The sequence below is a fragment of the Saccharothrix sp. 6-C genome (assembly GCF_016695385.1).
In the GTDB taxonomy this organism is placed as follows: domain Bacteria; phylum Actinomycetota; class Actinomycetes; order Mycobacteriales; family Pseudonocardiaceae; genus Actinosynnema; species Actinosynnema texasense.
This window is the reverse complement of sequence record NZ_CP064192.1, coordinates 7,070,480-7,084,203: the sequence shown is the minus strand read 5'-3', so window position 1 is coordinate 7,084,203 and position 13,724 is coordinate 7,070,480. Positions and strand designations below refer to the sequence as shown.

Annotated in this window: 11 protein-coding genes; 9 read left to right on the top strand and 2 right to left on the bottom strand. The window is 73.7% G+C overall.

The window, feature by feature from the left end; all coding sequences use genetic code 11:
• The first annotated feature begins 172 nt into the window (after positions 1–172).
• From gatC to IOD16_RS30105, 7 genes are all read left to right on the top strand, one after another.
• On the top strand, positions 173–472 hold the full coding sequence (gene gatC, locus IOD16_RS30135) for an Asp-tRNA(Asn)/Glu-tRNA(Gln) amidotransferase subunit GatC (RefSeq protein WP_015104569.1): 300 nt from the start codon (positions 173–175) through the stop codon (positions 470–472).
• Between the two features lie 34 nt (positions 473–506).
• Positions 507–2,021 (top strand): Asp-tRNA(Asn)/Glu-tRNA(Gln) amidotransferase subunit GatA, encoded by a 1,515-nt coding sequence (gene gatA, locus IOD16_RS30130; RefSeq protein WP_201437047.1) that lies wholly within the window; start codon positions 507–509, stop codon positions 2,019–2,021.
• 11 nt (positions 2,022–2,032) lie between these two features.
• Positions 2,033–2,224: a hypothetical protein gene (locus IOD16_RS30125; protein WP_123748371.1), complete on the top strand. Its 192-nt coding sequence runs from the start codon at positions 2,033–2,035 to the stop codon at positions 2,222–2,224.
• Positions 2,221–3,723, top strand: coding sequence for an Asp-tRNA(Asn)/Glu-tRNA(Gln) amidotransferase subunit GatB (gene gatB, locus IOD16_RS30120; RefSeq protein ID WP_123745867.1), 1,503 nt, complete (start codon positions 2,221–2,223; stop codon positions 3,721–3,723). Before IOD16_RS30125 ends, gatB begins: the two co-directional genes overlap by 4 nt.
• Positions 3,724–4,192: 469 nt before the next feature.
• Positions 4,193–4,465: a hypothetical protein gene (locus IOD16_RS30115; RefSeq protein WP_201437046.1), complete on the top strand. Its 273-nt coding sequence runs from the start codon at positions 4,193–4,195 to the stop codon at positions 4,463–4,465.
• A 92-nt stretch (positions 4,466–4,557) separates the two neighbouring features.
• Positions 4,558–7,173, top strand: a complete 2,616-nt coding sequence (locus IOD16_RS30110; protein ID WP_328809371.1) for a CHAT domain-containing protein — start codon at positions 4,558–4,560, stop codon at positions 7,171–7,173.
• A 96-nt stretch (positions 7,174–7,269) separates the two neighbouring features.
• Positions 7,270–9,738 carry a M14 family zinc carboxypeptidase gene (locus IOD16_RS30105; protein ID WP_236594470.1) on the top strand — a complete coding sequence of 823 codons (2,469 nt, stop codon included), beginning with the start codon at positions 7,270–7,272 and terminating at the stop codon, positions 9,736–9,738.
• A 6-nt stretch (positions 9,739–9,744) separates the two neighbouring features.
• On the opposite strand, the gene IOD16_RS30100 is transcribed toward IOD16_RS30105, so the two are convergent.
• A complete protein-coding gene (locus tag IOD16_RS30100; RefSeq protein WP_201437043.1) occupies positions 9,745–10,929 on the bottom strand; it encodes a PQQ-dependent sugar dehydrogenase in 1,185 nt (394 codons plus the stop codon).
• Positions 10,930–10,939: 10 nt separating this feature from the next.
• Positions 10,940–11,809, bottom strand: a complete 870-nt coding sequence (locus tag IOD16_RS30095; RefSeq protein WP_123745871.1) for an alpha/beta fold hydrolase — start codon at positions 11,807–11,809, stop codon at positions 10,940–10,942.
• A 30-nt stretch (positions 11,810–11,839) separates the two neighbouring features.
• Between IOD16_RS30095 and IOD16_RS30090 the strand changes: the two genes are divergently transcribed.
• Entirely contained in the window at positions 11,840–12,754 is a 915-nt protein-coding gene (locus tag IOD16_RS30090; RefSeq protein WP_201437041.1) for a 2-hydroxyacid dehydrogenase, read from the top strand.
• 72 nt (positions 12,755–12,826) lie between these two features.
• Positions 12,827–13,558 carry a DoxX family protein gene (locus IOD16_RS30085; RefSeq protein WP_123745872.1) on the top strand — a complete coding sequence of 244 codons (732 nt, stop codon included), beginning with the start codon at positions 12,827–12,829 and terminating at the stop codon, positions 13,556–13,558.
• The last annotated feature ends 166 nt before the right edge of the window (positions 13,559–13,724 follow it).

The window sequence follows — 13,724 nt, the reverse complement described above, 5'->3', positions numbered from 1 at the left end:
GATGATTCTCGCAGACGCAGCTTCGCTTTCCGACCCACCAGGGGCGTTGCGCACCGGTAAAATCGCGCACCCACGCGCGCGAGCGCGGGTAACCCGGTCGGAGGTCGGCCTGACCAGCCAATAGACTCGGTGGGTCCCGAATCCGAAAAACCGACCCACGGGGGTTGACGAGGTGCCCAGCATCTCCCGCGACGAGGTCGCGCACCTGGCCCGCTTGGCGAGGCTCGCCGTCACCGACGACGAGCTGGACCTGTTCGCCGGCCAGTTGGACGTGATCCTGCAGTCGGTGGCCACGGTGGGCGACATCGCCACCGCGGACATCCCGCCCACTTCGCACGCCGTTCCGCTGACCAACGTGTTCCGCGAGGACGTGGTGCGTCCCAGCCTCGGTCAGCAGCAGGCGCTCGCGGGCGCCCCCGCCGCCGAGGACGGCCGCTTCCGCGTGCCCCGCATCCTCGGGGAGGAAGCATGACCGCCGACGTTATCTTCCGCGCGGAGGCGGAATCATGAACAGTCTGATCCGCAGCACCGCCGCAGAAATCGCCGCCAAGATCGCGAGCCGCGAGGTGTCCGCGGTGGAGGTCGCCCAGGCCCACCTCGACCGGATCGCCGAGGTCGACGGCGCGGTCCACGCGTTCCTGCACGTCGACGCGGACGGCGCGCTCCAGGCGGCCCGCAAGGTCGACGAGGACATCGCCGCCGGCGCGCACGTCGGTCCGCTGGCCGGCGTGCCGATCGCGCTCAAGGACGTGCTCACCACCGAGGGCGTGCCGACCACGGTCGGCTCGAAGATCCTCGAGGGGTGGGTGCCGCCCTACGACGCCACGGTGACCCGCCGGTTGAAGGAAGCCGGCGTGGTGATCCTCGGCAAGACCAACATGGACGAGTTCGCGATGGGGTCCTCCACCGAGAACTCCGCCTACGGCCCGACCCACAACCCGTGGGACCTGGACCGCATCCCGGGCGGTTCGGGCGGTGGTTCGGCGGCGGCGCTGGCCGCGTTCCAGGCGCCGCTGTCGATCGGCACGGACACCGGCGGGTCGATCCGCCAGCCCGGCGCGGTCACCGGCACGGTCGGCGTGAAGCCCACCTACGGCGGTGTGTCCCGGTACGGGCTGGTGGCGTTCTCGTCGTCGCTGGACCAGGCCGGGCCGTGCGCCCGGACGGTGCTGGACGCGGCCCTGCTGCACGAGGTCATCGCCGGGTACGACCCGATGGACTCCACCTCGATCGACGCGCCGGTCCCGCCCGTGGTGGCGGCGGCGCGCGAGGGCGCGAACGGCGACCTGTCGGGTGTGCGCGTCGGCGTGGTCACGCAGTTCAGCGGCGAGGGCTACCAGGCGGGCGTGCTGCGCAGCTTCGAGGCGGCGGTGGCCCAGCTGAAGCAGCTGGGCGCGGAGGTCGTCGAGGTGTCGTGCCCGAGCTTCGACTACGCGCTGCCCGCGTACTACCTGATCGCGCCCAGTGAGGCGTCGTCGAACCTGGCCCGCTTCGACGCGATGCGCTACGGCATCCGGGTGGGTGACGACGGCACGCGCAGCGCCGAGGAGGTCATGTCGCTGACCCGCGAGGCCGGGTTCGGTCCCGAGGTGAAGCGCCGCATCATGATCGGCACGTACGCGCTGTCGTCGGGCTACTACGACGCCTACTACGGTTCGGCGCAGAAGGTGCGGACGCTGATCAGCCGGGACTTCGACGCCGCGTTCGCCACCGTGGACGTGCTGGTCTCGCCGACCACGCCGACCACCGCGTTCCCGATCGGCGAGCGCACCGGCGACCCGATGGCGATGTACAAGGCCGACCTGTGCACGATCCCGGCGAACCTGGCGGGCAACGCGGCGATGAGCGTCCCCAGCGGACTGTCCGACGAGGACGGGCTGCCGGTGGGGCTGCAGATCATGGCGCCCGCGTTGCAGGACCACCGGATGTACCGGGTGGCGGCGGCGTACGAGGTGGCGCGGGACGCGGCGCTGGGCGCGACCGTGATCAGCGGTGTGCCGCAGTTGGCGGGTGCCCGGTGAAGCGGGGCGCGGTGGGGCGGGTTCGGACCGTCCTCGCGCTCGTCGGCGCCGCGGGCGCGGCCACCAGCGCGTTCTCCACGTTGAAGTCGGCTCGCGGCAAGAACGACAAGCTCGCCCTGGCCAACGCGGCGGCGAGCATCCTGGTGGCGATCACGGGCGCGGCGCTGGCGGCGCGGGGTCTGCGGAAGGACGGGAAGGCATGACGTCGGTGCACGAGCTGATGGACTACGCCGAGGTCATCGAGCGCTTCGACCCGGTGCTGGGGTTGGAGGTGCACGTCGAGCTGCACACCAACACCAAGATGTTCTGCGGCTGCGCGAACGTGTTCGGCGGCGAGCCGAACACGCAGGTCTGCCCGGTCTGCCTGGGCATGCCGGGCGCGCTGCCGGCGGTGAACGGCGTGGCGGTGGAGTCGGCGATCCGGATCGGGTTGGCGCTCAACTGCGAGATCGCCGAGTGGTGCCGGTTCGCCCGGAAGAACTACTTCTACCCGGACATGCCGAAGAACTTCCAGACGTCGCAGTACGACGAGCCGATCGCGTTCAACGGTTTCCTGGACGTGACGCTGGACGACGGCTCGCTGTTCCGGGTCGAGATCGAGCGCGCGCACATGGAGGAGGACACCGGCAAGTCGCTGCACGTGGGCGGCTCGGACGGCCGCATCCACGGCGCGGAGCACTCGCTGCTGGACTACAACCGCGCCGGCGTGCCGCTGATCGAGATCGTCACGAAGCCGATCGAGGGCACCGGTGAGCGCGCGCCGGAGGTGGCGCGCGCCTACGTCACCGCGTTGCGCGACTTGTTGAAGGCGCTCGACGTGTCGGACGTGCGGATGGACCAGGGTTCGCTGCGCTGCGACGCGAACGTGTCGCTGATGGCGAAGGACGCGACCGAGTTCGGCACGCGCACCGAGACCAAGAACGTGAACTCGCTGCGCAGCGTCGAGCGGGCGGTGCGGTTCGAGATGACCCGGCAGGCGGCGGTGCTGGCCGGCGGCGGCACGATCACGCAGGAGACCAGGCACTTCGACGAGTCGACGGGGTCGACCTCGTCGGGCCGCACGAAGGAGACCGCGGAGGACTACCGGTACTTCCCGGAGCCCGACCTGGTGCCCATCGCGCCGTCGCGCGAGTGGGTGGAGGAGCTGCGGGGCACGCTGCCCGAGCTGCCGTGGGAGCGCCGCAAGCGGGTGCAGCAGGAGTGGTCGCTGACCGACGCCGAGCTGCGCGACCTGGTCAACGCCGGCGCGGTGGACCTGGTGGCGGCCACGGTGGAGGCGGGTGCGACGCCCGCCGAGGCCCGGTCGTGGTGGGTGGCCTACCTGACGAAGGAGGCCAACGGGCGCGGTGTCGAGCTGGCCGAGCTGGGCATCACGCCGGCGCAGATCGCCCGGGTGATCGGGCTGGTGAACTCCGGTGAGCTGACCAACAAGCTCGCCCGCGAGGTCGTCACCGGTGTGCTGGACGGCGAGGGTGAGCCGGAGGCCGTGGTCGAGGCGCGTGGCCTGAAGGTCGTCTCGGACGACTCCGCGCTGGAGCTGGCGGTGGACGAGGCGTTGGCGGCGCAGCCGGACGTGGCGGCGAAGATCCGCGACGGCAAGGTGGCGGCGGCCGGTGCGATCGTCGGCGCGGTGATGAAGGCGACGAAGGGGCAGGCGGACGCGAAGCGCGTGCGCGAGCTGATCATCGCCCGCTGTTCGTAGGGGTCTGCTCGGCGGTGGGGCGGTGTCGCGGTCGCGGCGCCGCCCCATCGCCGTTTTCGCGGCGGTGCGCGGACCGTCCACCCGCGGGCGGCCCATTCGTGATCCGCCGTTCTCCGGATACCGTTGGTCACCATTTCGGGACGGCCCGTGTCCGGCCCGGGAATGTCCGGAGCGTGATTCCACGTCGGCCGGACCCGGTGGACTCGCCCTATTGCGGACCCGGCGCGCGTGCAGCCTGTTAACACATTCGTCCATTCGAGTGGTAACACTTTCCGAACGGCCGCTCCCGTGCTGGTCAGGGAAGCTCAAGATCCACTTGTTGGTAGCTCTCGGTGAATTTCCTCCTCTCAGGTGCGTCCATCTGTGTCAGGCTTGGGCCGTTCGGCAGGCCGGGGGGCCACCGGAACGACCTGAATCATCCGCCGAGGATGCCCCGATCAGGGGATTCCGTTGTAGGGGAGGCAACGCCATGACACGCACTGACCCGAAGCTCGTCGCCGAGATCGAGGACGCGGTCGCCGACGTGGTCGCGGACACCGGCCAGACCACCACCGACCTGGTCGACGTCGGTGGGCTGGAGCCCACGGGCGGCCCGTACAAGCCGACCACGGACGACCCGGAGGTCGAGCGGCTCGTGAAGCCGATGGGCGGCCCCTACAAGCCGACCGGCGACCCGGAGACGAACGGCGGGCCGTACAAGCCCACCACCGACGAGCCGGTGGCTGTCACCCAGACGAACTAATACGGGTCACCGACAATCACGGTGACGTCACGCTGAATGCCGTCGGCCACCGGCCGGCGGCATTCCTCTGCCGCTTGTGATCTCATATGGGCGTGCCTGGCGAAACGCGTGGCCCCGCCGGCCCGGAACACGCCGTCGGACGGGCCCGGCAGTTGCACCGCAGCGCGTTGGACGCGGCCACCGCGGACCGCCACCCGGCCGCCATCCGGCAGATGCGCCGGGGCCTGGCGCTGCTGGAGGCGCCCGGCATCGACCCCCAGGAACGGCTCGAGGTCCGCACCCGGCTGCGGAACACGCTGGCGTTCTGCCTCGCCGAGACGGGCAAGGTCGACGACGGCCTCACCCAGCTCGCCGGGGTCGACGCGGAACTCGCCGGGCTGCGGGACGAGGAGCTGCGGGCGCACCTGTCCACGCTGGTCAACCTCAACCGCGCGGCCCTGCTGTGCCGGGTCGGCCGCATCGACGAGGGCATCGCCCAGCTCGACCGCGAGATCGAGCGCAGCGCGCGGCGCCTGCCCGCGCACGCCGACCCCGAGGCCGTCGACCTGCTGGCGCTGGCCCTGTCCAACCGGGGCAACGCGCACGGCGAGGTGCACCGCCACGACAAGGCCGCCCGCGACCTCGACCGCGCCGTCGAGCTCGCCGACGCGCACGGCCTGCCGCTGCGCGCCGCGATCGCCAAGCACGCGTTGGGCAACGCGGTGCAGCGCGCCGGCGACATCCCGGCCGCCCTGCGCCACTACCACGAGGCCAACCGGGCGTTCCAGGCGCTCGAACCCGGCCTGCTGCTGCGCCTGCGCATCGACCAGGCCGAGGCGATGATCAGCGTCGGGCTGGCCGACGAGGCGGGCCGGCTGCTGGACGAGGTGCTGCCGGAGTTGCGCCGCCAGCGCATCGGGCAGGACGTGGCCGAGGCCGAGCTGTTCCGCGCGGCGGCGGCGTTGCAGGACGGCGACCTGGTGCTGGCCCGGCGGACGGCGACCTCGGCGCAGCGCAAGCTGCTCGGTCGCGGCAGCCCGGCGTGGGCGGCGGTCGCGGGGCTGATCGCGTTGCGGGTGGACGCGGTCCGCGCGCTCGGCTCGCGACGGCCGGTCGCCGGGGTGGTGCGGCGGGCGGTCGAGCTGTCCGCGGAGCTGGCGGCGCTGAAGCTGCACGACCAGTCGACGTTCGCGCTGGTGCTGGCCGCCCGGCTGGAGATCCGGCGCGGCGACCCGGACCGCGGCGCCGAACTGCTGCGCAGCGTGCCCAAGACGCGCCGGATCACGCCGATCGACCACCGGATGCTGCTGCGGCTGTGCCGGGCGGAGCTGGCGCTGGCCCGCGGCAACCAGCGGGTGGCGTTGGCGCAGGCCAAGGCGGGCCTGGCCGAGCTGGGCCGGATGCGGGACCGGCTCGGCGGCCTGGAACTGGTGTCCGGCACCGCCGTGCACGGCCGTGAGCTGGGTGAGCTCGCCGTGCGCCTGGTGCTGGGCGGCACGGACTCGGCGGCCAACGCCAAGCGCCTGTTCACCTGGCTGGAGCGCACCAGGGCCCAGCTGTACCGGTACGACCCGGCAGTGTCCACTGTGGACTCCGAGTTGGGTGAGCGGATCACCGAGGTGCGCACGCTGAGCCGGGCGCTGCTGCGGGCCCGCCTCGACGGCCTGCCGACCGGTGAGCTGGAGTCGCGGCTCAAGGCGAGCCAGCGCGCGGCCACCCGGATGGGCTGGAGCGCCAGCCCGTGGGGCACCCCGCGTCCCGTCGTCACGCCGGACGAGGTGCTGTCCCGGCTGGCCGGGCGGGCGATGGTGAGCTTCGCGGTGTCCGGTGACGAGCTGATCGCCGTGGTGTTCGCCGGCACGCGGGTGCGGATGGTGCGCCTCGGGTCGGCCGCCGACGCCACCGAGGGCGCGCGCCGCCTGCACGCCGACCTCAACGCGCTCGCGCCCGACCACCTGCCGGCGCCGTTGGCGGCGGTCATCTCGGCGTCCGCGCGCCGTGAGGCGGAGAAGCTGGACCGGCTGCTGCTGCGCCCGCTCGCGCCGATGATCGGTGACCGGGCGCTGGTGGTGGTGCCGACCGGCGCGTTGTACGTGGTGCCGTGGGGAGTGCTGCCGACCTGCGTGAACCGGCCCACGACGGCGGTGCCGTCGGCCACCGCGTGGGTGTCGGCGGTCCGCCGGGAACGAGACCACGTCGAGGGCGTGCTGCTGGTGCGCGGCCCGGGGTTGCAGGCCGCGCAGGGCGAGATCGACCGGCTCGCCGGCTACCACGGCGACGCGAGGCTGCTGGGCGTCGCCGAGGCCAAGGTCGGGGCGGTGCTGGAGGCGCTGGACGGCGTCGAGCTCGCGCACATCGCCGCGCACGGCGAGCACGAGCCGGAGAACGCGCTGTTCTCCCGGCTGGAGCTGGTGGACGGGGCGATGTTCGCGCACGAGATCGGCCGGGTGCGCCGCCCGCCGCACCAGGTCGTGCTGGCCGCGTGCGAGCTGGCGCTGAACCGGGTGCGCCCCGGTGACGAGCCGCTCGGCTTCGCGGGGGCGCTGCTGGCCGCCGGCGCGCGGACGGTGATCGCCGCGTCCAGCCGGGTCGGCGACGAGCCCTCGGCGGCGGCGATGGCCGACTTCCACCGCATCCTCGCGGGCGGCGCGTCGCCCGCGGTGGCGTTGGCCGAGGCGGTCGCCGTCGACCCGCTGCGCCGCCCGTTCGTGTGCCTGGGTTCGGGATAGCGGCGCTGACCAGCCATTCGACCGGTTGACCCGGATCACCCGCACCCACTAGTCAGGGTGGAGGAGTTCTTCGGCGATCACCCCTAGGGGGGCCCGGTGCGCTGGTTGACGCTCACGGTGCTGTTGCTGGCCACGATGACCACCCCCGCGACCGCCGCGCCCGCGGCCGGCCGGGCGCACGAGCCGGGCAACGGGCCCGAGCGCAACCAGGTCGCCGCCGTCGACCCGCCGCGGCACGCCACCGCGCGCGGCGACAACTGGCCCGACGCCAACCCCGGCTACCCGCGCCGCACGCGGCTGCGCGCCTACCCGGAGGACCCGACCGACCAGGCGATCAAGCTCGGCCTCGCGCCCTACCACGCGCTCGCGCCGCGCCTCGACGACCTGCAAGGGCGCAGCGACTGGGTGTCCGTCGAGGTGGTCGGCCGGTCGACCGCGGGCCGCGACCTCTACCTGGTCACGGTCACCGCGCCGGAGAGCCCGGCGGAGACCCGCAGGCAGGACGCGTGGCGGGACAAGATCGAGAACGACCCGACCGCCGCCGCCCGCGACATCTTCCTGCGCGCCGGCTACAAGGCCCCGGTGTGGATCAACGCCAACATCCACGGCGACGAGTGGGAGGGCACCGACGGCGCGCTGCGCGTGATCGAGGACCTCGCCGTCGACCCGGCCGCGCGGGACTTCCTGCGCCGCCACCGCGTCCACGTGAACCTGACCGCGAACCCGGACGGCCGGGTGGCGGGCACGCGCGCCAACGCGGCCGGGTTCGACCTCAACCGCGACTTCGTCACCTCGTCGCAGCCGGAGTCGCGGGCGATGCGGGACGTGGTCAAGCGCCTCCAGCCGCTGCTGGTGCTCGACGAGCACGGCTACGTGGCCGACACGCTGATCGAGCCCACCACGCCGCCGCACGGCCAGAACTACGACTTCGACCTCTACGTCGGGCACGGCTACGCGGGCGGACTGCGGATGGAGGCGGCGGTCCAGGCGCTCGGCCACCCGGAGGCGGCACAGCCGGAGATCCCGTTCCGCGACTACGAGCCGGGCGTCTGGGACGGCTGGGCGCCGATCTACACGGCGCAGTACTCGATGTACCACGGCGCGGTGTCCTACACGGTCGAGATCCCCATGCGGGTGAACCGGGCGGACTACACGACACAGCCGGTGGCGGAGCTGCGGCGGCGTTCGGCGATCAACACCGACGTGGTCGAGGCGACGATCCGCAGCGCGCTCACGTACGTGGACGAGCACCGGACCGCCATGGTGGACAACCAGATCGAGATGTTCCGCCGCGGCCTGGCGGGCGAGCCGCAGCGGGCCGTGCCGGACGGCTTCGTGCCCGGGTTCGGCCCCGAGGACCGCTACACCACCGAGTTCCCGCGCGGGTACGTCATACCGGTCGGCGACGGGCAGCGGTCCGGGCAGGCCGCCGCCCGGCTGGTCGACCACCTGGTGGCGCACGACGTCCGGGTGAAGCGGGCCACCCGGCCGTTCACCCTGGGCGACCGGTCCTACCCGGCCGGGTCCTACGTGGTGGACCTGCACCAGCCGAAGCGGGCGCTGGCGAACGTGATGCTGGAGGCAGGCCGGGACATCTCCGGCACCGTGCCGGTCATGTACGACATCAGCGGGTGGAGCCACCGGCTGCTGTGGGGCGCGTCGGTGGACGTCGTGCGCGACGGGCCGCTGGACGTGCGCGGGCGCGAGGTGATGGCGGCGTCGGCCACGGGTTCGCTGACCGCGCCCGCGGGCGGTGACCTGGCGCTGGCACTGGCCGACGGCGAGGACGCGGCGGCGGTGAACGACCTGCTCGCGCGGGGGATCGGGCTGCGCCGGCAGGCCGACGGCACGATCGTGGTGCCCGCGTCGGCGCGGTCGGCCGCCGAGGAGGTGTCGGACCGCTACGGCGCGCGGTTCACCGCGGCGGCGCCGGGCGGAGTGCCGCTGCGCCGCCCGGTGGTGGCGGGCGCGGTGGCGGCGGACGAGCTGAAGGCGTTGCGGGACATGGGTTTCGACGTCCGGCCGGTGTCGACGGCGGTGCTGGACGACGGGTTCGACCTGGCCGGCGTCGACGTGCTGCTCGTGTCGTCGGGGTTGCGGTACGACCGGCTCGGCGCGGCGGCCAAGGCGGCGGTGGACGCGTTCCTGGGGCGCGGCGGCGTGGTGACCCGGGGTGCGACGGGCGCGCGGTTCAACGCCGACGCCGGTGTGCTGCCGGTGCGCGCGGTCGCGGGCCGGGAGGACGCGAACGGCGTGGTGTCGGTGGTGGACGAAGCGGGCGCGGTCGGCCACTCGTTCGTGTACGCGCCGCACTGGTTCACCGACCTCGGGCCGGGGGTGAGCGCGCGGCAGCGGTACCAGGGCTTCGTCGCCGGGCACTGGGCGACCCGCCCGGACGGCTCGGGGGGCAGCGCGGCAGCGGCCGGTCAGGCGGCGGTCGTCGCGGGCACGTCGCCCCGGGGCGCGCGGGCGGTGCTGTTCGGCACCGAACCGCTGTTCCGCGACCACCCGAAGGGCCTGTACTGGCAGGTCGCGGACGCCATCTACCGCACCGCGGCGCCCTGACCGCGGTCAGTCCTTGCTGCCGCCGGCGACGCTCTCCCGCACGATGACCACCACGCGGTCGTCGCTGGAGACCGGCGTGCCGCCCGCGTTCTTGTTCACCGTGCCGGCCAGCGCGGTCGTGTCGTCCAGCATCACCAGCGGGCCGAGGCGGCCGAAGCCCTCCTCGCCGGTCATGGTCGCCTCGGGCTTGCCGGTGAAGCTGCCGTCCGGGTTCATCGGCAGGCTGAGCAGGCCCGGGGTGGCGCTCGCGGTCACCATCACCGTGTTCGAGAACGACGCGCAGCCGCCCACGCCGGGGCGCTCGGCCCACGACCACGCCGGGTCGCCGAGCGCCTTGCCCGGCTCGACCCGGTACAGCAGGTCCGCGGTCGCGCCCGCGTCGGTCACCCACGTCTTCGTGCCGTCGCCGGACACGCACACCCCGCCGGGCGACCGCAGCCCGCTCGCCAGCACCCGCGAGCCCTCCGCCGGGTTGCCGCGCGCGGGCCGGCCGGTGGCGTCGATCCGCAGCACCTTCCCGGCCAGCGAGTTCGGGTCGGCCGCCGCCGCCGGGCTGCCCGCGTCACCGGTCGCCACCAGCAACGCGCCGGTGCGGTCGTAGGCGAGCGCGCCCCGGTTGCCGGTCGGGCCCTTCGGGATGCCGGTCAGCACCGGCTTGGGCACGTCGCCCGGCGCGATCCGCAGCACCCGGTTGTCGGTCGCGGTGGTCACGTACAGGAAGATCAGCTGGTCCTCGGCGTACGTCGGCGACAGCGTGAGCCCGGTGAGCCCGCCGTCACCCGCCGCGTCCACCTCGAGCTTCGCCACCTCGACCGGGTCGACGTCCTTGGTCACCCTGAGCAACCGCCCGGTGGCGCGCTCGGTGGCCAGCGCCGTCACCGCGCCGGTGGCCTGGTTGACGTCGGTCAGCGCCACGCCGGAGATCGGGCTCAGGCACGTGCCGACCACGGCGGGGTTGAAGTCCTTGCAGCCCTGCGGCGGTGGCACGGGCGTCGGCTGCTGGCCGGGCTGCTGACCCTGGGCGGGGCCCTTCGGCAGCTCGCCGGGCAGTTCGGGCACCGGCCCGGCCTGCGGCGTCAGCTGCTGGGCCGCGCTCCACCCCGCCGGTCCCGGCTGCTCGGGGAAGCTCGCGCAGCCCGCGGCCAGCAGGCCGAGGGCCGAACCGATCAGCACTCCACGCAGTCGAGACACGGGTCCCAGGTTAAGCGCGCGGCCGTGAACGCGAGGTGAGCGGCCCTTCCGCGTCGTCGCGCACGGCCCGCTGCACGGCGTCGGCCCGGTCGAGCAGGAGCTCCAGCTCCCGCACCACCACCTCGGGGTCCTCCAGCGGCAGGAAGTGGGTGTTCGGCAGCACCCGCACCCTGGCCTGCGGCAGCGCGGCGACCGGGCCGAGCACGCCGTCGGCGGAGGCCAGGAAGTCGTACCGGCCCGCCAGCACCGTTGTGGGGCACGTCACGCCGGCCAGGTCGAGCCGGGGCGCGCGGCCCAGCGCCAGCGCGAGGGTGAGGTACCAGTCCCAGTCGTGCCGGAGGTAGCGGCGCAGCGACCCGACCAGCGGGCCGCCGACGTCCGGCACCGGCACGCGGTGCAGCACGGCGTCCAGCAGCGGCGCGGCGGCCTTCAACGCCGTCAGCCCGCCCACGCCGAGCAGCCGCCGCACCGGCTCCGGCACGCCCGGGAAGCCGAACGCGTTCGCGAACGCGTCGCCCGGCGCGCCCGTGACCAGCATCAGGCCGGTCACCCGGTCCGGGTGCCGCAGCGCCAGCTCCGCGGCCACCGTCACGCCCATCGACCAGCCGACCACCACGCACCGCTCGACGCCGCCGTCGTCCAGCACGGCCAGCGCGTCGGCGACGTGGTCGGCCGGCTGCACGCGGGCCGGGTCGGCGGGCCGGTCCGAGTCGAGGGTGCCGCGGTGGTGCCAGCCGTGCAGGCGGGCCGACGGCAGCTCCGGCCACACCGCGGGCACGACGCCGAGGCCGTGGCTCAGCAGCACGTCCGGGCCGTCGGCCTCGGTGCGCCACAACCTGATCCGCGTGCCGTCCGCGGAGAAGACGTCGTGCTCCCGCATGGCGGCAAGTGTGCCGTAACGTGCGTGCCCGTGAGCCTCACCGTGCTGGTCCCCGACGACCTGGGTGTCCGCGTGCTGTCCGACGTGGAGGGTGTCCGGCCCGTCCGCTACGAGCCGGGGCAGCCGCTGCCCGCCGAGGCCGCGCACGCGGAAGTGCTGGTGCCGAAGTTCCTCCAGGGCGCGGACCCGCGCGAGGTGTTCGACCGGCTGCCGTCGCTGAAGCTGGTGCAGCTGCTGTCGGCGGGCGCCGAGCGGTTCATCGGCGTCGTACCCGATGGTGTGATGCTGTCGACGTGTCGCGGGGCCCACGGCGGCAGCACGGCCGAGTGGGCGATCGGCGCGCTGCTCGCCCTCTACCGGGACTTCCCGGTGTTCGAGCGGGCCAGGCAGGAACGCCGCTGGGACTACCACCTCACGGACACGTTGCAGGGCAAGCAGGTGCTCGTGGTCGGCGCGGGCGACCTGGGCGAGCAGTTCCGGCGCAGGCTGGAGCCGTTCGACGCGACCGCGACCATGGTCGGCCGCACGGCGCGCGACGGCGTGCACGGCGTGGCGGAGCTGCCCGACCTGCTCGGCGGCTTCGACGCGGTGCTGGTCGTGGTGCCGCTGACCGCGGAGACCACCGGGATGGTGGACGCGGAGTTCCTCTCCCGGATGAAGGACGGCGCGATCCTGGTCAACGGCGCGCGCGGCGCGGTGGTCGACACCGACGCGCTGCTGGCCGAGCTGTCCTCGGGGCGGCTGCGCGCGGCGCTGGACGTGACCGAGCCGGAGCCGCTGCCCCCGGACCATCCACTGTGGACGGCGCCGGGCCTGTTCCTCACCCCGCACGTGGCCGGCAGCTGCACGGGCCACGCCGAGCGCGCGTACGCGGTGGTGGCGGCCGAGGTCGGGCGGTTCGCCCGCGGCGAGCGGCCCCGGAACCTGGTCCAGGGCGACTACTAGGCCGATCGGGTGAAGTTGCGCGGCTGAACGGACGCTCGCGGACGTCGGCCGAACCTCCTAACGTGCGGGTGCGTGGCTACTCACGACGACCGCTCGAGCGCATCTGGCGGCTACTCCGACGACGGGTTCTACTCGGCGAGTGGCGTTGGCGGAGGAGTGCACCACTTCGACGACGGCACGCGGACGCTCGACGGCGACGCGTTCGGCAAGGACACCAAGGGCTTCGACACCTCCGGCTACACGCCGGTGGCCGACCTCCAGGACAAGCCCGCCCACTACGACACCTACGACGACGAGGACGAGCGCAAGCCGTTCGGCTGGACCGCCGGCGCCGACATCGGCCTGCTGGTGCTGCGGCTGGCGCTGGGCGGCGCGTTCGTCGCGCACGGCCTGCAGAAGGTGTTCGGCCTGTTCGGCGGGCCGGGCATCGACGGGTTCACCCGGTACCTGCAGTCCGCCGGGTTCCGCGAGGCGCGCATCCTGGCCTGGGTCACCGGCGTGACCGAGCTCGGCGGTGGCGCGCTGCTGGTCCTCGGCCTGTTCACGCCGCTCGCGGCGGCCGGCGTGCTCGGCGTGATGGCGAACGTCGTCGCCCTGAAGTACAAGGGCGGCTTCTTCGCGCCCAACGGCGTCGAGCTGGAGGTGGCGTACGCGGCGATGGCGTTCGCCGCGCTGTTCGCCGGCCCCGGCCGCGCCGCCCTCGACTACAACCGGAGCTGGTTCCGCCACCCGCTGCTGTCCGGTTTCATCTGCCTGGTCCTCGCCGCCGGCGCGACCGCCGCCACCCTCTACGTCTTCCGCTAGGTGGCCGCTGCTCCGCGGACGGCGGCTCGGTCGCCTGGAAGTCGACCGTTCGCGCCTGATCCCCCGACGATCGAAGAGCGTGATCGCCGGGAAATGAGTCGCGAACGGTCGACGCGACCTCGCGTGGTGGTCCAGGCGGTGGACAGAGGGGAAGCGTCGGCTGTTC